Genomic DNA, 20556 nt, shown 5'->3' on the forward strand with positions numbered 1-20556 from the left:
TCAGGGTGTACCGGGTGCCGGTGTGGCGCCCTTGCCTAGCTTGTTGGTTAACGGGGATGCCCGTGCTCGCGTTCCCCGTGGCTGGGCCACTGTTTGCGGTGCTGGTTCGGTAGTCAAATTCTCCCCTTCCTCCACCTGGGGGTAAAACTCTTCCAGTAGCATTGGCACTTCTTCATCCACGTCCTCGAACTGACCATTACGCAATAGCGCTCGCGCCACGGTTTCCATCTCGCTTATCGCCAGCCCTGCTTCATCGTCCAGCATCGCCTCCTGCCGTGCCTGACCGACCGCCTCGGTCAGGGTCAGCTCGTCACGCAGCGTCAAATCCACGTAGTAGACCGGGGTGCGGTAAGACTGGGTGGTGCTCTTGGCCCGCAACCGCAAGGTCAGCGGCAGATAGCGGGTCAGGCCGCCACTCACCGCCTCGAAGTACTTGAGCCGTGCCGCCAGGGTTCGTACCGAGTTATAGCCGGTGGTGCGAAAGATAAAGCTGCCGAGTGCATCCCCCTGTCCCTCTACAAACAGGTTTAGCCGTCCGTACAGCTTGCAGCCCTGTTGCTGGCCGTAAAGGCAGCGCTCCGGGCCGGGGCAGCACACCTCTTCCATCCCCTGTGCGCCGACTCGTCTCGCCAGCTCCCCGTTGCCGACACAGAGCGGCCGCCCAGTCTGGCGGTCAAAGGCGCTGTACTCCGCCCTCAGGTTCAGATCGCTGTCATTGAACAGCACCCGCACCGGAATGGCGCGGATCTTGGCCTGCTCATGCCCTTGAGCGAACTGCTGATGCAAGGGATGGAGCAACCATCCCCCTTTCTGCTGTACCTGGGTGGTGAGGGTGAAACTGTCGTCCTTCTCAGGCACCCATTTCCCCTCTTTCTGTACCAGCCTGCCGATACAGATCCGCCCGATCACGGGTGGGGTAATCGCCAGTCCTTTGATCATGGTGTGTGTCTCCTGGCCGCGTGAGCTGCCTGAATGGTGAAACGGCGTGAGCCGGGCACCGGTTTGACGTAGTGGCTGAGCAGGTCGGGATGATCCTGCCCGAGCCGTTCCAAGTCCGGGGCCAGCCGATCCTTGCTGCGTTTCCAAGTGATCTTGCCGTCGGCAAAGAGTCCTGCCGTAGCCTCTCCCAGCGTGGCCTGTAGCCGCTGCTTGATCTGTGATTCGCGTAGCTCCACTTCCTCCTTGTGTTCGCGCAGATGCAGCAACTCCCCGAACAGCTGGTTGAACTCGGGTGAATCGGAGAGATCGACGGTTTCCCCGTCATCGCGGGGGAAGAGCCAAGCCAGCGCCGAGCCTGCATCTTCGGAGCCATCGGGCTCGGGCTGCTGGTCGTGGGTGACCTGATGCCAGAATTGCGCTTCCCGCTCGGTGAGATCCCGGATCTTTTCCTCGTCGCGTTCGATGCGGTAAATCCGAAAATCTTGACCACCGATTAGTACCGCCACTTCCGCCCAGGCATGACCGGTGACGGCGAGCTGATGCAGTACCTGACACTGGTAGGCGACCGGTACGCCTTCCTCCCATTGCGGGGCACTGTGATAGCTGGCGGTCTTGATTTCGAGGATGCCGGGGCCATCGGGGTGACCCACCACCTCCCGGTCGAGATTGGCGAGCATAAACAGATGCTCGGGGTGCTGGAGCACGGCATTGACCCGGCGCACCCGATAACCAGTGCGTTTGGCATAGACCTGTGCCAAGACTGGCTCCAGCTCGATGCCCCACAGCACGGCCTCCTTGTGGGAGATATCCTCCGGCTCCTTGCGACCAGTCTTCTCCAACCACAGCGACAGCGGGCATCTATAGGGTGAGAGGCCGACCGCCACGGCGGCATCGGACGAGCCGATCCCCAGCTTGCGGATCGCCAGCCACTGTTCGCGAGGAAGGTCGGAGGTGGAGGCTAAACGGATGGCCTGACCGCATTTGGTTTTTGCTTTCATCATGACTCCTTGTCAGCGGCATAAACGTCCCCGCCCGGCCTGATGGCTGGGTAGGGGTCTATGACGGGGAAATGAAATAAAACTGAGTGCGGGATTACTGCAGCAGTGTAAGGGCTTGATTGAGGGCCTGAGACTTTAGCTGAGCCCCCTGACCGAACCAGGCAGAATCGAGGCGATAATCCTGGCTGCGAGCTCGGCGATGGTGGTCCACATATTCCGTGACGGCATTGACCAGCCCCCAGGCAGTATTGCGAGAGCTGGCTAACTCCGAGCCCATGCCTGCACCTTGATACAACTCATGGAGCTGTTGAACAGGGCGAGTAAGGATGATTTGATTATCTGCATCCAGCGGTTGGGCCAGCAAGTCGCTAAAGAAACGTAACGCCTCTTCTGGGGCGACAGGCCGGGCAGCCAATGCCTTGGTCTGGGTTTTGAATTCATCCCAGTGGGAAAGTCCCAACCCTAATTCCTGTTTGACAACAGCCGGGTCAAATGTCGTCGAGTGAGAGACTTTGACTGCGCCAGCGCTATTACGCAACGCCATTTGCAAGGTGTTATTGCAGACCACCCGCAACGAGGTAAATTGCGCCGTGGTGCAAAGTGTACCGTCACAACTGGTTGCCAGCAGCAGATAGGACTTCACCAGGTCATTGCCTTTGAGTTTCAAGTCTTGGCCGGTACGGGCCAGCGCCCACAGCTTTCGGCCACCTTTAAGTGAGCCTGCGGTTTCTAATTCAAAGCCGCCGATTTCCACTAAATCCTGATAGAAGTGCAGCACCTCATGGGGCTGTACCACGTTATAGCGTTGGGAGACCACCGAGAGCGGTTCGAGTGTATCGGATCGGAAGAGCACCTTACTGCCGCGATAGGGGCGAATATGGAGGGCATCGGAAGCAACGTTAAACATTACGTCGCTCTGCTCGATGGTCCAGTCCATACCGGCAGCTTTAAGCCAGATCTCCAATGATTGTTGTGGGGGCAAGATATTTCCGAGGCCGTGCCAGGGCGCTAGGCCAGTGTAGGCCATGGTATCGATGAGGTGTGCCATAAATCAATCTCCAATGAAAATGGGACTATATAGAACAGTCCCAAGGTAGGTTCACCGAGAGAATATATATCTGAAATTTATTTGAATGGAAGTAATGGGAGCGCCAGATGACAGCACCGCACCATAAAATTAGATGGTGCCATATGAGAGTATGCAATGGCATCCAGTTGCATTTTTGAGACTCATTAGTGTGCGCAATTTTTGATATTCCAGATATTTTTGATATTCGTATCTGAAAGTATCTGGATAGAGCTTACTTGATTGGTTGCTGGAGTCATGATGACAGGGGGGAGGAGAAATAACCATACACCTGAATTGATGCTGTGGGATTGTGGCGCTGTAATGTCACCAGTGCCTCAATCCACGTTTTGGCAACCGACTCCATCCCTGAAAATAATACATGAAATAAAAACGCATTTAAACAATTCTCGCAGGTATATTTGAAATTGATGTGCATCAACAAGTAATCATTCACTAGAGAGGGTACGAATAAGTACCCTCTTCAAAGAAACTGAAAATTTCAGTCCTTTCAGTTCAACTGATTGCAGATGCATTTTTTGTGTTTAGTGAATTATTCTCATCTTCCTTAGGTAAAGGGTGTTTATACCTGAACAATAACTCTACAACATTAGTCTTTTTACCCAACGCAATAATATTATCAACATCATCCCCAGGAACAAACAATAACAATATGATAGTTGAATAGTCCAAGAGGCAAACACCGAGAGAAGATCCTGTAATGCCTCGGATTAGATTATCATTTAATTCTGCTCTAGTAATTACATTTTCTTTAACCAATTCGTTTGCAAATTTTGCAAGGCCCATAGGATCTTTAGGATCTACATCGATGCTGACTTTATCAAGTCCGGCTAATATTTTACCTGAGACATCATTAAGCTTTTTAAGCAGGTTGCGTACAATCAATGACGAAGAATAATTATAATTTGGATGAGTCAATGTCGACAGGTTTTTGATAGCTTCGTTTGTCGGTGGATTGCGTGAGGGAGTGCATCGTGCGACAGTGAAATTATAAGCATAGATAGCTTGCGCTACGATCGAGTTATATGTGTTGCCGCCATAAACAATAGAATGTTCTTCATATTCGGGTTCGGAAAGCCAACCTGCATTATTATTTTCTAATAAACTGGGTGATGCAAAGACAGGAATAGAAACAATACCTTGATGGTTTATTATTTCAATAACCTGCTCCGTTAATGACTCGTGTTTAATACTGCTCGGCTTTAAATTGTACATCAACCCTATTTTAAGCACAGCTAGTGAATGCTTAACGAAACCAAACCGAGATAAGCTTTCTTCATGTATGCTATCAATAATATCTAAAGCCATGCTTGGATTTTCATTTCTAATGCAATCTAGCGCGTTTATTAGAGGTATGTATTGCAAAAAATATTTTTGATATCGATTGGCATTGTGTTTCGCCAATGTAATAATTCCAGCGACATTACTTTTATCAAATGTGACAGTGTTCTTCATGTATTTCACAGTTTTATATTTAAAGTAAGCACTGTCATTGCTATCTATAATTGAATATTCAAAGCTAGGTGGTAGAGATACTATATTCGACAGATAATCTAGCTGCTTTTCAATTTGAGGCAACTTAGCATCATTGTCAAATTTATATATAGTGGGTGTTTTGAATGATGAAACAATTATATTTATGATTTTCTCTATGAAAAATATTTTGCAATCGTATATGTGAAGTGGAGTTTCGTATCCACGCTTAGTATTAAATACCACTTCCGCAATATGCAATTTCTCATTGTTGAAATTGAGTGCGTAACGCATGCTTTTTTCTAATTCTTCGAGTGTTTTATCGCGCTGAATAAGTTGCTTATATGTTTGATAAAATCGACCAAACATACCTGTTTTGTTTTCTATATCTTGAAGGATAATTGTAGCGGTGTAAGCTGCTGATATTGGAGCAATACTAAAAAAGGCCCCATCTAAATTCATGCTGGAAATTCTATCATTACAATCTTTTAGTTTTTCATGTAATTTTACACATTTTTGATTTGTATTTTTGTGCCGCTCTTCTAAGTAATGAAGCAATTCTGGAATTAACAATTCCGCATTCTTATAACGCGTTTCTTCAAGAATATCTTTATTTTTAAGGAAATGTTCATCAATACAATCCCATATGTATTTTTTTGCTGTTGCCTTTCTGAATTTTATCGAGCCTTTATCATTCGTAGCAATATTTTCAATCATTAATAGACGGTTAAGATGGAAGTAGATTGAACTTGGGCTGGCATTGGATTTAAAAATAAATATATCAGTGCATATTAAAGGTATTAGCGCATTTTTAATATAAGCAGCTTTGATATCTTCAGTTGATTCTTTAAGGATGTTTGTTTGCCGAGCTAGCGCATTGTACACACTCTCTAATATATCAACATGATTTGACATCATTTCATCTGGCAAATTGCAGCCTACATGCAGAACGTTGAATATATTTTCTAGCCTCGAATGGGGTTCATTCGAGTTAAAAGTGGCTGGGCTATCACTTTGGAAGTGTTCACGGTGTGAATCGTACGAATGCTTACTGATTTGCTCGGTTTTTCTGGTCCTATGCCAGAGACCAAGGGTGTCTTCTACAGAGTAGATAAGTTCAGCAAAGTGATGTTTTTTCATGATTTGCTCGTTGGGGGCGTAGTTCCTCCCCCTGAACCTACCCCAAAAACCCACCATAATGCGAGCTCATTCACTCAGACGTTAGAAGGACAGCACGTAATGCTAGAGACAATAGACCCCATCATTAGGATGACTGAGCTCACTAAGATGATTAGCCTGTCTAAATCAACAATTTACGACAAGCTCAACGCCAAATCTCCTCGGCATGATCCCAGCTTTCCGAGGGCGGTTAAGCTTGGTGCATCAGCCATAGGCTGGCGTCAGAGTGAGATCCACCAATGGATTACAACCAGGTCAAAAAACAGTCAGTAAACGGAGGTTAGCCATGAATCAGTACAGAGCAATTGAAGGTGTCATCGAGAGGTTAGATCAGTCCCTTTGGGATCCACTGGATGTCGTCGCCTATAGAACAAAGGCCCCGAGGTTTATGATTTTGACTCAGATGTTGTCTGTTATAGCTATCGCATCACAGCAGCTGGTAGACATTAGCCCCAAAAGCGGGATGAAAATACCGGCATCACTTTACACTCTAATTCTAGCTGCTTCTGGCGAGAGAAAAAGCACGGTCGATAAGCTACTGATGAAACCAGTCCGTGAATTTGAAAAATGCTTGGCTGAGCAGGTAGATGCTGCACAGCAGAAATATCAGATCGAGCTGGAATTGTGGAATATGAAGGAAAAAGTGTTAAGGAGGGAATTAGGTGAGATGTATAAAAAAGGTGATGAGCAGCCCATTATAATAGAGGCATGGCACACTCACCATTCAAATATGCCTATAGCTCCGTTAGTTAAGAGGATTTTAGCTGAGGATATAACAGTCGCAAAACTGAAGTCGATGTTAGCTGAGAAGAATACGTCATTAGCTCTGGTGTCCGATGAAGCTGGGACACTACTGTCCAGTGACTTGATGAAAGATAATGCATTGTTTAACTCACTATGGTCAGGTCAAACTATACGTGTTGACAGAGCCAATGCCCCTGAAGTTCATATTGAAGGTGCTCGTTTGACTTTGAGCATGCAAATCCAGCCTGATATATATAGAATATTCAGAGATAGTAATGGTGATGCGATGAGAAGCTCTGGATTAGACGCTCGAATTCTACTGTGTGAGCCTGAGTCAGAGATTGGCTATCGTCAAGAAGATAGGGATGATAGCGCATCACTAGATGATAAAATTAAATTAGGTAGATTTAGCTCAAGGATTGATGCATTACTGCAAGAAGGGCTCGAGATGAGAGCACAAGGCAAGGAACGTCATTGCCTGAATTTAACAGAGAGTGCTAAGAAAATTTGGAATGACAAGTTTAATGACATTGAATACGCAATGAGGGGCGGGGAATATTTGGAACACTATAAAGATTTTGGTTCAAAGTTTATGGAGCAGGCTTCGAGAATCGCGGCGGCACTTCATGTGTTTAAAAATAGAGACTACAGAAACGCACTTGTGACTCATGAGACTATGCAGACTGCTATTGAACTAGCTGAAATATACTTACATCAAGCATTGATAATATTTAGATCGCCCGAGGCTAGGGAGTTCGTGGACGAGACACATGTTAATAAGCTACTGGAGTGGATTATTCATAACTGGAATAATGAGCTGTTTTTGAAAGGTGACATTAGACGAAGTGGCCCACATTGTGTTCGTAATTCGAATAAGCTAGAAGATGCAATAGAAGTTCTTATTGCTCGAGGAGATATCATTTGCTTTAAAAAGAAACAGTCAATTTATATTTCTTTATCTTGGAAGAAATACCCTAGGATTGTTAGGCGCTCTTTAGTCCGCACCCGTGATAAAATTTATGTTAGCGAGCTAGTAGAATATCAAGGAAGACGCCATTCAGGAATACCATCAGTTGAACTGTTTGAGAGACCGTTGATTGACATGAGAAATAAGCTCCGACACTAATGGTTGCACCATTCCCATACATCAAGGTTCAGTATTAACTGATTGCAGTACTCCGCTTAAGTAACTTAAGAGTGTTGTTATATAGGGCGGTATCATAACTGCATCTGAATCAGGAACCCTATGTTTATATTTTAGTATATATGTCCATTTGATTGAGGAGTGTATGGGTTTATTTAAATAAGCCATGATGCGGTATATGTATTATATATAGCAATACATATAGTAATACATACACTCTTATATACATCCATAGCCATGCACACTACTAACGTTCAGCAGCATACGCTATGCAATCTAACGATGAGAGGAGCATGAAGACTACATGCCTCTAAGCATGTACCACTATGGATAGCATCCAGAGCATGGTGTATTTACTTAAGCAAAAAGCACATCTATTTATTTAATTCAATAACTATACCTCCGTGTCTATTCACCAAGGTAGGGACTCCTATGTTGAATCACTTAAAAAATTCAGTATTGAAGATGAAAGCACTTACTAGATTATACACAGATAGTTACGGCCCCATGAATTGCACCTATTTGAGACGTAGTCTGGATGTTGTTTCCGATACCCTTGCCAGGTATCCCCGTGTTTATGCGCTGCGGGTAGACCTGCGCTTTGCTGTTGAGTCACCTGAAGATGATGCTGACACGCTGACCTGCCTACAGCGGGCTGACCCGTCAGTGATTACTCGCTTTATGGAGTCCCTGAAAAGCCAACTACGTGCGGACCACTATCGTCAGAAACGACGTGGTACTCCGTCTCTACCGGCCTTTATCTGGTGCCGTGAGCAGGATACCTCGGCATCACCCCATTACCACCTGATGCTGCTCTTTAACAAAGACGTCTATGCCTTTCTGGGAGACTATCGGGACTATGACGCTAACAATATGGGAACCAGGATCCAGAAGGCGTGGTGCAGCGCCCTGAGCCTCCCTTATCCTGATAACGCGACGTTAGTGAATTTTCCTGATAATCCGCAGTACCGGTTTGATCGCCAGTCAGCCCGAGAGCTAGATGACAACTTCGAAGCATTTTTGTTTCGTATGGCGTACCTGAGTAAAAAGAATACGAAGAGCGGCGGTGATGGCTACCGCAACTTTGGTACTAGCCAACTACTTCGGGCTGAGCATTGATTTATTAGGGTGGCAAATGAAGCTTGCATCAAGTGTGTTTACAGATACCCGATCGTTACGGTCGGCATTAAAGGGATTGTCATCGGAGGATTTGTTAGCACTGAATGCTGAAATCGAGGCGATAGCGCTGGAGCGCATTGAGGAAGAGGAGGCTGCGAGGGTAAGAGCACATGAGCGGCAGCAGGTGATCGCTGACATTAAAGAATTGCTCGCTTTAGAGCGTATTAATCCTGAAGAGCTGTTAGCGTTCACCAGATGCCCTGTAAGCTCGTCTAAGCGAAGCCGGAAACTTGGGTAGTATAAACAACAGCTGCTTCTGTATGAACGTTCTAGTAGCATTTACGGAGATGACTAGTCTGTTAAGCACAGCGAGGGGACCAATCCCCTCGTTTTTATGTGTTGCGTATAAATACAACAAATTCAAATGGACACTGATGACGACAGAATGCTAAAACGATAATTAATGGCATTTGCATCGATGAGGTGTAATAGCGTAAAATTCAACACTGTTATTACTACCTGAATCGTGCTGTTCACTATTCAGACCAGTCACCAGAACGATCCAGATTGAAAGACCTATATCACCAGAGTCAGTAGCTATCCATGTGGCTGACGGTGTGCCCCTTATTGAGAGATCTTAATCATGACTGAATTTCTGAAAGTGTTGCTGAATATCCGTAGCTTGCGGGCTGCATTGCGTGAGCTCTCCTTTGAACAGTTGCAAGAAGCGAATGAGAAGTTCTCCTCGATTTATAACGAGCGGGTTGCTGAGATAGAAAAGACCCGCGCAGCCGATGCCGAGCGTTTGGCCAAGCTGGCCGAATTCCAAGCAATGCTTGCTGATGCTGGCATTGACCCTACTGAGCTCGTACAGGGTGTCCCAGCTGGGAAAGCTCAACGTGATGGCACGAAACGTGCTCCGCGTCCGCCGAAGTATCGTTATATGGCAAATGGTGAAGAGCGCACCTGGACCGGCCAGGGACGCACTCCTAAAGCGTTGGCCGCCATGCTGGAGCAAGGCAGGCAGTTGGAAGAATTCCTGATTTGATGTCAAAAGGACTGGCTAACCAGTCCTTTTTCTATTGCGTTGTTGAGTTATTGAAACTTAGCTCAGCTGACATTTGACGATGGCAACCACGTCAGTGCTGAACCGACTCTGGATGCTGCATCGATATATTCTGACCACCAGACCATCATTTCTCGGCGACGTTCCAGATAATCCGTGCGGTTGTATGCGCTACGGACTTCATCTTTGTCAGAGTGCGCCAAGGCAGCTTCTATAACGTCTCGATCAAATCCTCTCTCGTTCAGGGTGGTGCTGCCCAAGGCTCGCAGGCCGTGAGCGACCAAGGTCCCTTCATATCCCATTCTTTTCAAGGCCGCATTGGCTGTTTGCTCGTTGGTGTGCGTTTTAGGATTACGGATACCAGGGAAGATAAATTCACGATGGCCGCTGATCGGTCGCATGAGGTCCAGGTAGGCAAGTGTCTGCGGCGTCAAGGGCACGTCATGACCTCTGCGCTTCTTCATTCTCTCTGGTGGGATCCGCCAGAGTTTCTTTTCCATATCGATCTCTGCCCACCTTGCTCCGGCCGCCTCGCTGGGGCGAGCCAAGGTATGCAGGCTCCATTCGATGAGGCAGCGGGTCTGCAAATTGATGCTGGCCTTCGATAGCCTGTTCATCAGTTCTGGTAACTGGTTGGGGTTAATGCTGGGCATGTGCTGTTTGGCTGGCCGCTGAAACACCTTGCTGATCCCCGAGCAAGGGTTGGCGTCGATCAGACCAGAGTTAACAGCAAAGGTCATGATCTCGTTCACCCGTTGCGTGAGGCGACGCACGGTTTCGAGTTTTCCAGCAGCAGCGATGGGCTCGATGATCTTGATGGCTCGCTGTGCCTTTATTTCCATAACGGGCACTGTGCCTATCTCGGGGAACAGGTACATTTCGAGAGAACGCCAGAGATCCTCGGCATATGCCGGGGTGACGGAAGGGCGCTTAACATCAAACCAGCGCTTGGCGACGGCTTCAAAGGTGTGCTCGCTCTGTGATAACGCAGCGGATGCCTGCTCATCACGATGGTGTTGGGGATCGATGTTTTGTTGCAGCAACGTTTTGGCTTCGGAGCGTTTCTCTCTCGCTTCAGCCAACGACATCTCCGGCCAGGAGCCAAAGCTGATCATGTTTCTCTGTTTAGTTAGGGGGCGGTAGTAACGCAGGCGCCACAACTTGGAGCCATTGGGCTTGATGACGAGCTCCAGACCAGCCCCGTCGCAGAGGGTGTATTCCTTCTCTTTGGGCTTGGCTGCTTTGATCTCGGTTGGGGATAAGGGACGGGTGATACGAGGCATAGGCATACGCTCCGGAAGGCATACAAAACGATATGCCTAACGATATGCCTAAAAGGGCTGGATGGCAACGCACCCCATTGGACAGCATAAGACAACAAAAAACCCGCAAAGCCTTATGCTATGCGGGTTTCTTGGACTTCGTTGGTCACTGTTGGACCGGTATTTGGTGGAGCTGGGGGGATTTGAACCCCCGTCCAAAATTACTACATCCTTGGCACTACATGCTTAGTCACTCTTTACATTCGCCAACCCGCTGCGGAGAGACACGCCACGAATTGACTAGCTCGATTGGTTTTAATGCTTCCGCCCCGAGCAGGACTTCCACACGATCCTGTGAAGGATGACCTTCCGATTCCCTAGGACACAGGCAAGCTAGGGTAGAAGGGCTCTGCGCAGGTTATTAAGCTGCCAGTGCGTAGTTTTCGTCGTTTGCGACTATTTTTTTGCGGTTTATTAACGAGGCCTACCGCACCTCGGCATGCACCTTGGGTTTCGTGAATCTTGTCGAATCCAGAATCAGCCCCAAGTTGTTAAGAGGGATTGTACGCAAAAATGCTGCCATGGCAAGGCGTTGATGGCCATTCCCGCGGGGAGCCGCTCTGTTTGCCGATTTATTGCGCGCAAGCAGGGCGGGAGAGGGTAAGAGGCAGGCCAGAAAAGAAAAAGTCCGGGCCTGGAGCCCGGACCTTGCAGCATCAATCGGATTAGCCGCGATTTTTGTTCTTCATGATGCGGGCTTTTTCCCGATCCCATTCGCGGGCCTTGGTATCTTCGCGCTTGTCGTGCTCTTTCTTGCCTTTTACCAGGCCGATTTCGACCTTGACCCAGCACTGTTTCCAGTAGAGGGCGAGCGGCACTATGGTGTAGCCCTGACGGGCGATCAGGCTCTCGAGCTTGTCGAGTTCGCGCCGGCTCAGCAGCAGCTTGCGGGTACGGGTCGGGTCACACACCACGTGGCTGGACGCGGCCTGCAGCGGCAGGAAGCTGGAGCCGAACAGGTAGGCCTCGCCATCGCGGAAGATGACATAGGCTTCGCTGATGTTGGCCTTGCCCGCCCGCAGGGATTTGACTTCCCACCCTTGCAGAGACAGACCCGCTTCGATCTTCTCTTCGATGAAGTATTCGTGGCGCGCGGTTCTGTTGAGTGCAATGGTGCTGGACCCGGCTTTGTTTTTACTGTTTTTTTTGCTCATGACGGGCGATTTCCGGCAATGACTAGGAGGCTCGTATTATACGTAGGCGAGGGCGGCTGTAAAACGCGCAGCGGCTCGAGTGGCGGCTTAATGAGCAGTTTGGCCGAGGTTTTACCTCCACAAGCCGGAACATGATGATAAAATCGCGGCGATTGGATGAGGAAAAGCCATGCCCCGTATTACTCGCAGTGCGCTGGTGATGTTCAGTGCAGAACAGATGTTCAAGTTGGTTAACGATGTGGATGCCTATCCGCAATTTTTGCCCGGTTGCGTCGGCAGTCGCGTGCACGAGGCCGGCGATGACTACATGATGGCCTCGGTGGATGTGGCCAAGGCGGGCATTGCCAAGACTTTTACCACCCGCAATCAGCTGGACATGAACCGCCAGATCAGGATGGAGCTGGTGGATGGCCCGTTTCGCAAGCTGGCGGGCTGGTGGACCTTCACTCCGCTGGATGTGGATGCCTGCAAGGTGGAGTTCGATCTCGATTTCGAATTTACCTCCAAGCTAATCGAGGTGGCCTTCGGTCAGGTGTTCCGCGATCTGGTGAGTTCCATGGTCGCCGCCTTCTCCAACCGGGCGAAGGAGGTTTACGGTGTCTGAGCAGCTCACCATAGAGGTGGTCTACGCCTTGCCGCAGCAGCAGACGGTGATTGAGCTGAGGGTTGCGCCAGAGACCTGCGTGCTGGATGCCATCGAGCAGTCCGGTATCGTGCAAAAGCACCCGGAGATCGATCTGGCAGTCAACAAGTTCGGTATCTACAGTCGTCCGGTCAAGGGGAGTGATCACTTGCAGGACGGGGATCGTATCGAGATCTATCGACCGCTCATCGCCGATCCGCGCGAGATGCGCAAGAAGCGGGCCGAGAAGGCCAAAGAGGAAGGGCGGGCCGATGCTGTGACCGGCGGTCGCCCCAACACCAATCGCAAGCGGGGCGATGGCGAGTCGCACTAGTGAGTCGCTCCGGGATCCATTGCGATGCATTCGTCAAAAAGGCGCCCAGGGCGCCTTTTTGATCCTGCGATATAGCCTTTTACCGTGCTGGTCAGCGCGCCGCCGCTGGCTGTGTGCTTTGACGGGAGAGCACCCAGGCGGCCAGCAGATCGACCCCGCTTTGCATCACCCGCTCATCGAAATCGAAGGCATTGTGATGGTGCGGCGCCGCGAGATCTGCTCCGAGCACCAGGTAGGCGGCTTCGCCTCCCTGTTTTTGTACCCGCTCCATCAGGAAACCTGCATCCTCGCTGGCGCCGAAGCGGCGGGTCTGGATGGTGGCGAGCCCCTGCTGGCGGGCTAGGGCGGTCAGTTCGACCTGCAGGGTAGGGCTGTTGTCCAGCGCGATGGCCTCGCCCTGTTTGATGATCTGGTAGGTGACCCCGTGGGCCATGGCAACCCCTTCGACGATGCGCTGCACCTGGCCGAACATGTAGTCGTTCAACGCGCTGTCGGCGCCGCGGGTCTCGCCGCGCAGTTCGGCATGATCGGGGATGACATTGCGGCCGCTGCCGCCGTTGAGCTGGCCGATATTGATGCGGGTCATGCCATCCCGGTGGCGGGGAATGGCGAGCATGGCGCTGGTGGCCATGCAGGCGGCGGCCAGTGCGTTGCAACCGGCGTTGGGCTCAAGACCTGCGTGGGCCGCCGTACCCATGAAGTGCACATCGAACTTGGTGGAGCAGAGAAACTCGGTGGGGTTGATCACCAGTTCGCCGCTGCTCGCGTGGATACCGATATGCAGGGAGAGCAGGGCATCCACGTCATCGAGCTCCCCGCCGGCCGCCAGCGCCTTGCCGCCGCGACACCCCTCTTCGGCAGGCTGGAAGAAGAGCTTGATGCGCCCCCCCAACTGCTCTTTCATCGCCATCAACCGGCTGGCCAGCCCCATGCCAATGGCGGTGTGGCCATCGTGGGCGCAGGCGTGCATCCACCCCTTGTTGTGGGAGGCAAACCCCTCCCGCTGCGGCTGGTGCTGCTCGTCGCCGGACTCTTCCACCTCCACCGCATCGATGTCAAAGCGAAAGGCGAGCGTCGGGCCGGGGCGGCCGGTGTCCAGCTCCCCCATCAGACCGGTAAAGTCACCGATGCGATCCAGCCAGTCGGGATGCGCCCCCTGGCGGCGGGCGCGGGCCTTCTCGGCCGCCACGTCCAGATCCCGTCCCATCACCAGATTGCTGGCCAGCAGCTTGTCACCGAGCACGATGTGGTAGCCGAGCCCGCTCAGGTGGTGGGCAATCAGGCTGGTGGTGCGAAACTCTTTCCAGGCGGCTTCCGGCAGGCGGTGCAGATCGCGGCGCCACTGGATCAGGTGCTCAAGGCTCATCTCGGCTTCCTTGTGTGTTTGAACTGCCGGCTATTGTGCCCTTTTTTGTGATCAAGAACAGGGGGGAGGCGGCTGGCGCTTTGTCGCCACCGTACAGAATAAAAAACGCCTCCCGGTGGGAGGCGTTATTGGCAGAGCGGCGACTCAGGCCGCGTGATGGTAGGCGGAAGCTTCAAACAGCTGCTTGTTGGCCACCAGATCGATGGGCTCGAAATCATCGACGTTGATGGTGCGCAGGCGGCTCACTTCGGCGCGGCGCAGCAGGTCGGCCTCGCTCTGGTTCAGCACGCCGGCGGCCAGCCCGATGTCGGCTACCTTGTCCAGCGCCAGGAAGGGGCGCTTGATGCCATCGGCCTTGCACACCTTGTCAAACAGCGGTTCGGCGGCCAGCACGTCATCGAGTGCCTGCTCCAGCAGGCCGAAGGGGTTGCCCTCCTCGCGGGTGAGGTATTGTCCCTTGGCCAGGCGGCTGCGGGTTTCGCTCGGCGTTTGCAGCAGGCGGGCTACCTGGTTGTCCAGCTTGTCGCTCGGGCGCTTCATGTCGCGACCCAGCGGCAGCACGATGACGCGCAGAGCCAATCCAATCCAGCGGTTCGGGAAGTTGCGTAGCAGCTCATCGATCGCCTCCTGTGCCTTGAACAGGGCATCTTGCAGCGCCCAGTGCAGCAGCGGCAGGTCGGCCTGTTGGCGTCCTTCGTCCTGATAGCGCTTGAGAGCGCTGGAGGCCAGATAGAGCTGGCTCAGCACGTCGCCGAGACGGGCGGAGACCCGCTCCTTGCGCTTGAGCTCGCCCCCCAGGGTGCCCATCGCCATGTCCGACAGGAACGCCAGGTTGGCGGAGAGACGGGAGAGCTGCTGGTAGTAGCGCTTGGTCTGATCCCCATAGGGGGCTGCGGCGAAGCGGGCACCGGTGAGACCCAGCCAGAAGCTGCGCACCAGGTTGCTGATGGCAAAGCCGACATGGCTGAACACTGCCTTGTCGAAGTCCTTGAGGGCCTGTTCCTTGTCCGGGTGGCTGGCCGCCAGCATCTCGGGCAACACGTAGGGGTGGCAACGGATGGCGCCCTGGCCGTAGATGATCATGCTGCGGGTCAGGATATTGGCTCCTTCCACCGTGACGGCGATGGGGGCACCCTGATAGCCGCGGGCCAGATAGTTGTTGGGACCCATGCAGATGGCCTTGCCGCCGTGGATGTCCATGGCATCGATGATGCACTTCTGGGCACGGTCGGTGAGGTGGTACTTGACGATGGCGGAGATGACCGAGGGCTTCTCGCCAAGGTCGATGCCGGTCACGGTCAGGTTCGCCGCGGCGCCCATGATGTAGGCGTTGCCACCGATGCGGGCCAGCGGCTCTTCAATGCCTTCCATCTTGCCGATGGGCAGCTTGAACTGGCGACGGATGCGGCTGTAGGCGCCGCTCGCCAGGGCCAGCATCTTGACGCCACCGGTGCTGTTGGAGGGCAGGGTGATGCCGCGACCGACCGAGAGGCACTCCACCAGCATGCGCCAACCCTGACCGGCCATGGCCGGGCCGCCGATGATGAAATCGAGCGGAACGAACACATCCTTGCCCTGAGTCGGGCCGTTCTGGAACGGCACGTTGAGCGGGAAGTGGCGACGGCCGATGCCGACTCCCTTGATGTGGGTCGGGATCAGGGCGCAGGTGATGCCGAGCTCCTCTTCCTCCCCCAGCAGGTGCTCCGGGTCACGCAGTTTGAAGGCGAGCCCCAGCACGGTGGCGATAGGGGCCAGGGTGATGTAGCGCTTGTTCCAGGTCAGGCGCATGCCGAGCACCTCTTCCCCTTCCCACTCGCCCTTGGTGATGATGCCAAAATCAGGGATGGAGCCCGCATCTGAACCCGCTTCCGGGCTGGTCAGGGCGAAGCAGGGGATCTCTTTACCGACCGCGAGACGAGGCAGGTAGTAATCCTTCTGCTCATCGGTGCCATAGTGTTGCAGCAGTTCGCCCGGGCCGAGGGAATTGGGCACGCCGACGGTGGAGGCCAGCACGGCGCTGGCGCCGCACAGCTTTTGCAGCACGCAGGACTGGGCGTAGGCGGAGAACTCCAGGCCACCATATTTTTTCTTGATGATCATGGCGAAGAACTTGTTGTCCTTCAGGTATTGCCACACCTCGGGGGAGAGATCGGCGCGCTCGTGGGTTACCTCCCAGTCGCTCACCATGCGGCACACCTCTTCCACCGGGCCGTCCAGGAAGGCCTGCTCTTCGGCAGAGAGGGTGCTGACCGGGATGGCGTGCAGCTTTTTCCAGTCCGGGTTGCCGGCAAAGAGGTCGGCTTCCCACCAGGTAGTGCCCGCTTCGATGGCTTCTTTTTCGGTGCGGGACATCTCTGGCATGATGGATTTGTAGAGCTTGAACAGCGGCTTGGTCAACTGGTTGCGGCGAAATTCCACCAGGTTGAGGGGGATGGCAACCACGGCAAACAGGGCCCATACCAGCAAGGGCACATGACCGTAGAGGGCCCCGATGATAAGGGCGGCGAAGGTTACCAGGGTCGAGATGAACAGGGATGCCCGGCGATAGGCCAGGGCTCCGATAACCAGGATCACCCCGAGCAGAGTGAGGGTCGTCGTCATTGCTTGCTCCTTGCGTGATAGGTTGCCAATGTGGCGTAACTGATCCAGAGGTCTGACCTGTTTGGTCTGGCCCTTGTTGTAATTCATACGCACAAAGTTATCAAGTTGTTTACAAGCTCATTACCTTGCGACTGTGATCCCCGTAACGTGGCAGGCCAGCCTGTGGCGCGACCTGCCGAGGGAGGGGGCGACGACGGGATTGCCTTGTGCGAGAATAGCGGCGACTTACACGCACACTAAAAAAGTGGAAGAGACATCATGTACCAAGAATTGATCCGCAATGAACTGACCGAAGCCGCCAGCGTGCTGCAAGCCTTCCTGGCCGATGAGCAGAATCTGAAGAATATCGAGGCGGCCGCCAAGCTGCTGGCTGACTCCTTCAAAGAGGAAGGCAAGGTACTCTCCTGTGGTAACGGTGGCTCCCACTGCGACGCCATGCACTTTGCCGAGGAGCTGACTGGCCGTTATCGCGAGAACCGTCCGGGTTATGCCGGCATCGCCATCTCGGATCCGAGCCACCTATCCTGCGTCTCCAACGACTTTGGCTATGACTTCGTCTTCTCCCGCTACGTCGAGGCCGTCGGCCGTCGTGGCGACGTGCTGCTCGGCATCTCCACCAGCGGTAACTCAGGCAACATCCTCAAGGCCATCGAGGCGGCCCGTGCCAAGGGCATGAAGGTGATCACCCTGACCGGCAAGGATGGCGGCAAGATGGCGGGTCTGGCCGATGTGGAGATCCGCGTTCCGCACTTTGGTTATGCCGACCGCATTCAGGAAGTGCACATCAAGGTGATCCATATCCTGATCCAGCTGGTCGAAAAAGAGATGGCCAAGTAAGTGGCATTGACGCCGGGCAGGAGTGTGCCTGTCCGGCATCGCCAATCTGGACAAGCGGCTTGATGCAAAGAAAGGCTATGCTTTTCTGCCAAGTCAGCCAGATGAACAAGTAGTCAAGGAAGGAGTAGTCCAGATATGTGCGAACTGCTCGGCATGAGCGCCAATGTGCCGACCGATATCTGCTTCAGTTTTACCGGCCTGATGCTGCGCGGTGGCAAGACGGGTCCCCACAAGGATGGCTGGGGGATCACCTTCTATGAGGGGAAGGGGTTTCGTACCTTCAAGGATCCCGAGCCCAGTGCCCACTCTCCCATCGCCAGGCTGGTACAGGCGCTGCCCATCAAGAGCTGCGCCGTGGTCAGCCATATCCGCCAGGCCAACCGGGGCTGCGTGTCGCTGGAAAATACCCATCCGTTTACCCGCGAGCTGTGGGGACGGTACTGGACCTTTGCCCACAACGGTCAGCTGACCGGCTACAAGAGGCTGGCCACCGGGCGGCACAGACCGGTGGGGGATACCGACAGCGAACACGCTTTCTGCTGGCTGCTCGACAGGCTGGAGCAGAAGTATCCGAGGCGACCGGCCAACTTCCCCGCCATGTTTCGCTACCTCGCTACCCTGTGTGACAAGCTGCGGGCCTTCGGGGTGTTCAACATGCTGCTCTCGGACGGGGAGTATGTGATGACCTTTTGCTCCAACAACCTGCACTGGCTGACCCGGCGAGCCCCCTTTGGTGAAGCGAGTCTGCTGGATGAAGAGGTGGTGATCGATTTTCATAGCGAGACGACCCCCAATGACGTGGTGACCATCATCACGACTCGTCCGCTGACTGGGAATGAACACTGGGTCAAGATGGAACCTGGTGAGTTTAACTTGTTCCGGTTGGGTGAGCGTATCGCCAGCAATCACGACGAGATCGGCCAATAAAAAAATACCAGGGTAGATACCTACCCTGGTTCTTCGCAGCAGCCATAAAGGGCAAAAGGGATGAGAGGTGTTGCTGAGCATCATCACTCTGATGATGCTCAGTGTTACTTGAATGTTAATTTGTTGCAATGATGTTATTTTGCATTGCTGTCAAAGCGTGTTGATATTTTGAATCCGATCACGTTTTTCGTCTTTTGGGCTGGGTGTTGAAGCAGTTTGCCGGTCTCAGGTGAGCTGTCCGGGCGTCCGTGGCCCGAAAACTATCTATAGTATGGTCTGTTTGAATACCATTTTGAGAGGCCTCGCATGGAGTGGGTGGATCGCAAGGTGTTGCAACAGCTGGCTGACGATATCGGTCAGGAGATGTTGCCAGTCGTGATAACCGTGTTTATCGAAGAGGTAGGGGAGCAGCTGAGCCAGCTCAGGCCACTGTATGAACAACAGGATTGGGAGGCGCTGGCCAGGGTGGCACACAGCATGAAATCCTCCTGCGGCAGCTATGGTGCCCTGACGAGCTATCAGCAGGTGATGGCGCTGGAGCTTGCGTGCAAGCAGGCCGATGGTGACGAGGCTGCGCGTCAGCTGCAGCAACTCGAACACTCTCTGCCACAGGTGTTGGCCTTTCTGGCCGATTACCACTGAAAACCGGCCACTGCCACACGGCAGTGGCGGCGTCTTAACGCTGGTTGAGCAGGTGCCCTATGGTCTTGTCCAGCGCCAGCTTCAGTTTCAGCCGGTCATGGCGATGGGGCAATGCCGTCTCGCCCAGATCGGCTTCGATCAGGCGACCTTGCCATGTTCCCCCTTCCCCTGCGCCAAAGGGAGCCAGAATGGCATCAATTCGGCCATGTCCGATCTTGGATTCCAGCCAGCGGCACTGGCTGGCCAGATCCAGTTGACCGGCAGGTCCTTTCTCCGCAACCAGGTTGCAGATGAACACCACCATGGCATTGCTTTCGTTGATAGCCTGGGCGATCTCCGCCAGCAGCAGCGGCGGCATGATGGAGGTGAGAAAACTGCCTGGGCCCAGGATGATCATGTCAGCCTGCTGCAGCGCCTGTACCGCTTCGCGGGTAGCCTGCACTTCCGGCATCAGGCTCAAGGAGAGGGGGGGAGTGGCCAGCTGATCGATGGAGACCTCCCCCAGGATCTGGTTGCCGCACTCCATATGGGCACAGAGATCGGTGGGTAATTCGGACATGGGTAACAATTGTGATTCAATTTTGAGCATGTCACTGATGAGCTTGATAGCATCCAGAGGGCGGACGCAGAGATTGTCCAGTGCCAGCAGCATCAGGTTACCAAGATTGTGCCCTGCCAGTTCGCCACGGCCGGCGAAGCGGTACTCAAACAGCAGGCTGCCGATACTGGGGTCGGTGACCAGCTGGTTCAGGCAGTTGCGCAGATCCCCCCAGGCGATGCAATCCTGGCTCTTGCGCAGACGGCCGGTTGAGCCGCCATCATCCGTGGTGGTGACGATACCGGTCAGCCGCTGACCAAGGAAGGAGAGGGCGGAGAGCACCCGGCCCATACCGTGGCCACCACCGATGGCAACGACCCGATCGAAGTCATTGATGTTTTTTTGCCACATGAGGGCATCCTGTCACTGGGGTTGATAGAAGGTTATGTTAGCAAGGAATATCA

General features: G+C 53.1%; 19 protein-coding genes and 1 other RNA gene. 10 read left to right on the top strand and 10 right to left on the bottom strand.

Annotated features, from left to right (window positions below):
* The 4 genes from I6L37_RS11535 to I6L37_RS11550 all read right to left on the bottom strand — a co-directional run bounded on the left by I6L37_RS11535 (position 1) and on the right by I6L37_RS11550 (position 5637).
* Positions 1-939 carry a hypothetical protein gene (locus I6L37_RS11535; RefSeq protein WP_216991890.1) on the bottom strand — a complete coding sequence of 313 codons (939 nt, stop codon included), beginning with the start codon at positions 937-939 and terminating at the stop codon, positions 1-3.
* Complete coding sequence (locus I6L37_RS11540) at positions 936-1937, bottom strand: YqaJ viral recombinase family protein (protein ID WP_216994157.1); 1002 nt, start codon at positions 1935-1937, stop codon at positions 936-938. The genes I6L37_RS11535 and I6L37_RS11540 overlap by 4 nt, the downstream gene beginning before the upstream one ends.
* Before the next feature lie 94 nt (positions 1938-2031).
* Complete coding sequence (locus tag I6L37_RS11545) at positions 2032-2985, bottom strand: DUF932 domain-containing protein (protein ID WP_216991891.1); 954 nt, start codon at positions 2983-2985, stop codon at positions 2032-2034.
* Positions 2986-3519: 534 nt separating this feature from the next.
* Entirely contained in the window at positions 3520-5637 is a 2118-nt protein-coding gene (locus tag I6L37_RS11550) for a hypothetical protein (RefSeq protein ID WP_216991892.1), read from the bottom strand.
* 129 nt (positions 5638-5766) lie between these two features.
* Between I6L37_RS11550 and I6L37_RS11555 the strand changes: the two genes are divergently transcribed.
* The 5 genes from I6L37_RS11555 to I6L37_RS11575 all read left to right on the top strand — a co-directional run bounded on the left by I6L37_RS11555 (position 5767) and on the right by I6L37_RS11575 (position 9731).
* Positions 5767-5949 carry an AlpA family transcriptional regulator gene (locus I6L37_RS11555; protein WP_277619642.1) on the top strand — a complete coding sequence of 61 codons (183 nt, stop codon included), beginning with the start codon at positions 5767-5769 and terminating at the stop codon, positions 5947-5949.
* 13 nt (positions 5950-5962) lie between these two features.
* A complete protein-coding gene (locus I6L37_RS11560) occupies positions 5963-7546 on the top strand; it encodes a YfjI family protein (RefSeq protein WP_216991893.1) in 1584 nt (527 codons plus the stop codon).
* Between the two features lie 450 nt (positions 7547-7996).
* On the top strand, positions 7997-8683 hold the full coding sequence (locus I6L37_RS11565; RefSeq protein ID WP_111896691.1) for an inovirus Gp2 family protein: 687 nt from the start codon (positions 7997-7999) through the stop codon (positions 8681-8683).
* Positions 8634-8981 carry a hypothetical protein gene (locus I6L37_RS11570; protein ID WP_162624614.1) on the top strand — a complete coding sequence of 116 codons (348 nt, stop codon included), beginning with the start codon at positions 8634-8636 and terminating at the stop codon, positions 8979-8981. Before I6L37_RS11565 ends, I6L37_RS11570 begins: the two co-directional genes overlap by 50 nt.
* A 345-nt stretch (positions 8982-9326) precedes the next feature.
* The gene (locus tag I6L37_RS11575) at positions 9327-9731 is read left to right on the top strand and encodes an H-NS family nucleoid-associated regulatory protein (protein WP_010673971.1); all 405 of its coding nucleotides are present in this window, start codon (positions 9327-9329) and stop codon (positions 9729-9731) included.
* Between the two features lie 62 nt (positions 9732-9793).
* Here the strand turns inward: I6L37_RS11575 and I6L37_RS11580 are convergent, their stop codons facing one another.
* The 3 genes from I6L37_RS11580 to smpB all read right to left on the bottom strand — a co-directional run bounded on the left by I6L37_RS11580 (position 9794) and on the right by smpB (position 12225).
* The gene (locus tag I6L37_RS11580) at positions 9794-11032 is read right to left on the bottom strand and encodes an integrase domain-containing protein (RefSeq protein WP_010673972.1); all 1239 of its coding nucleotides are present in this window, start codon (positions 11030-11032) and stop codon (positions 9794-9796) included.
* Between the two features lie 164 nt (positions 11033-11196).
* Positions 11197-11556, bottom strand: a transfer-messenger RNA (tmRNA) gene (gene ssrA, locus I6L37_RS11585).
* Positions 11557-11736: 180 nt separating this feature from the next.
* A complete protein-coding gene (gene smpB, locus I6L37_RS11590; RefSeq protein WP_026455809.1) occupies positions 11737-12225 on the bottom strand; it encodes an SsrA-binding protein SmpB in 489 nt (162 codons plus the stop codon).
* Between the two features lie 169 nt (positions 12226-12394).
* On the opposite strand from smpB, the gene I6L37_RS11595 reads away from it, so the two are divergent.
* Together I6L37_RS11595 and I6L37_RS11600 are read left to right on the top strand one after the other, a co-directional pair.
* On the top strand, positions 12395-12829 hold the full coding sequence (locus I6L37_RS11595) for an SRPBCC family protein (protein WP_026455810.1): 435 nt from the start codon (positions 12395-12397) through the stop codon (positions 12827-12829).
* Positions 12822-13181 carry an RnfH family protein gene (locus tag I6L37_RS11600; protein WP_124240417.1) on the top strand — a complete coding sequence of 120 codons (360 nt, stop codon included), beginning with the start codon at positions 12822-12824 and terminating at the stop codon, positions 13179-13181. The genes I6L37_RS11595 and I6L37_RS11600 overlap by 8 nt, the downstream gene beginning before the upstream one ends.
* Positions 13182-13272: 91 nt before the next feature.
* On the opposite strand, the gene I6L37_RS11605 is transcribed toward I6L37_RS11600, so the two are convergent.
* Positions 13273-14547, bottom strand: coding sequence for an amidohydrolase (locus I6L37_RS11605; RefSeq protein WP_216991894.1), 1275 nt, complete (start codon positions 14545-14547; stop codon positions 13273-13275).
* 144 nt (positions 14548-14691) lie between these two features.
* On the bottom strand, positions 14692-17148 hold the full coding sequence (fadE, locus tag I6L37_RS11610) for an acyl-CoA dehydrogenase FadE (protein WP_216991895.1): 2457 nt from the start codon (positions 17146-17148) through the stop codon (positions 14692-14694).
* A 258-nt stretch (positions 17149-17406) separates the two neighbouring features.
* Here fadE and lpcA point away from each other — a divergent pair, with 258 nt between their 5' ends.
* The 3 genes from lpcA (at position 17407) to I6L37_RS11625 (ending at position 19554) form a co-directional block, all read left to right on the top strand.
* Positions 17407-17985: a D-sedoheptulose 7-phosphate isomerase gene (lpcA, locus tag I6L37_RS11615; RefSeq protein WP_216991896.1), complete on the top strand. Its 579-nt coding sequence runs from the start codon at positions 17407-17409 to the stop codon at positions 17983-17985.
* 135 nt (positions 17986-18120) lie between these two features.
* Positions 18121-18912, top strand: a complete 792-nt coding sequence (locus I6L37_RS11620; protein WP_216991897.1) for a class II glutamine amidotransferase — start codon at positions 18121-18123, stop codon at positions 18910-18912.
* 306 nt (positions 18913-19218) lie between these two features.
* Positions 19219-19554 (top strand): Hpt domain-containing protein, encoded by a 336-nt coding sequence (locus tag I6L37_RS11625; RefSeq protein WP_026455815.1) that lies wholly within the window; start codon positions 19219-19221, stop codon positions 19552-19554.
* Between the two features lie 34 nt (positions 19555-19588).
* Here I6L37_RS11625 and yvcK read toward each other — a convergent pair whose 3' ends face one another.
* Positions 19589-20503, bottom strand: coding sequence for a uridine diphosphate-N-acetylglucosamine-binding protein YvcK (gene yvcK, locus I6L37_RS11630; RefSeq protein ID WP_216991898.1), 915 nt, complete (start codon positions 20501-20503; stop codon positions 19589-19591).
* Positions 20504-20556 lie beyond the last annotated feature (53 nt).

It is taken from the genome of Aeromonas sp. FDAARGOS 1407 (assembly GCF_019048725.1).
Classification (GTDB): domain Bacteria; phylum Pseudomonadota; class Gammaproteobacteria; order Enterobacterales; family Aeromonadaceae; genus Aeromonas; species Aeromonas enteropelogenes.

Coding starts and splice junctions, on each gene's coding strand:
- I6L37_RS11555 (WP_277619642.1), top strand. CDS start 5,767: ATGACTGAGCTCACTAAGATGATTAGCCTGTCTAAATCAACAATTTAC.
- I6L37_RS11595 (WP_026455810.1), top strand. CDS start 12,395: ATGCCCCGTATTACTCGCAGTGCGCTGGTGATGTTCAGTGCAGAACAG.
- smpB (WP_026455809.1), bottom strand. CDS start 12,225: ATGAGCAAAAAAAACAGTAAAAACAAAGCCGGGTCCAGCACCATTGCA.
- I6L37_RS11625 (WP_026455815.1), top strand. CDS start 19,219: ATGGAGTGGGTGGATCGCAAGGTGTTGCAACAGCTGGCTGACGATATC.
- I6L37_RS11580 (WP_010673972.1), bottom strand. CDS start 11,032: ATGCCTCGTATCACCCGTCCCTTATCCCCAACCGAGATCAAAGCAGCC.
- I6L37_RS11535 (WP_216991890.1), bottom strand. CDS start 939: ATGATCAAAGGACTGGCGATTACCCCACCCGTGATCGGGCGGATCTGT.
- fadE (WP_216991895.1), bottom strand. CDS start 17,148: ATGACGACGACCCTCACTCTGCTCGGGGTGATCCTGGTTATCGGAGCC.
- I6L37_RS11565 (WP_111896691.1), top strand. CDS start 7,997: ATGTTGAATCACTTAAAAAATTCAGTATTGAAGATGAAAGCACTTACT.
- I6L37_RS11575 (WP_010673971.1), top strand. CDS start 9,327: ATGACTGAATTTCTGAAAGTGTTGCTGAATATCCGTAGCTTGCGGGCT.
- I6L37_RS11620 (WP_216991897.1), top strand. CDS start 18,121: ATGTGCGAACTGCTCGGCATGAGCGCCAATGTGCCGACCGATATCTGC.
- I6L37_RS11540 (WP_216994157.1), bottom strand. CDS start 1,937: ATGAAAGCAAAAACCAAATGCGGTCAGGCCATCCGTTTAGCCTCCACC.
- I6L37_RS11560 (WP_216991893.1), top strand. CDS start 5,963: ATGAATCAGTACAGAGCAATTGAAGGTGTCATCGAGAGGTTAGATCAG.
- lpcA (WP_216991896.1), top strand. CDS start 17,407: ATGTACCAAGAATTGATCCGCAATGAACTGACCGAAGCCGCCAGCGTG.
- I6L37_RS11605 (WP_216991894.1), bottom strand. CDS start 14,547: ATGAGCCTTGAGCACCTGATCCAGTGGCGCCGCGATCTGCACCGCCTG.
- I6L37_RS11550 (WP_216991892.1), bottom strand. CDS start 5,637: ATGAAAAAACATCACTTTGCTGAACTTATCTACTCTGTAGAAGACACC.
- yvcK (WP_216991898.1), bottom strand. CDS start 20,503: ATGTGGCAAAAAAACATCAATGACTTCGATCGGGTCGTTGCCATCGGT.
- I6L37_RS11570 (WP_162624614.1), top strand. CDS start 8,634: ATGGCTACCGCAACTTTGGTACTAGCCAACTACTTCGGGCTGAGCATT.
- I6L37_RS11545 (WP_216991891.1), bottom strand. CDS start 2,985: ATGGCACACCTCATCGATACCATGGCCTACACTGGCCTAGCGCCCTGG.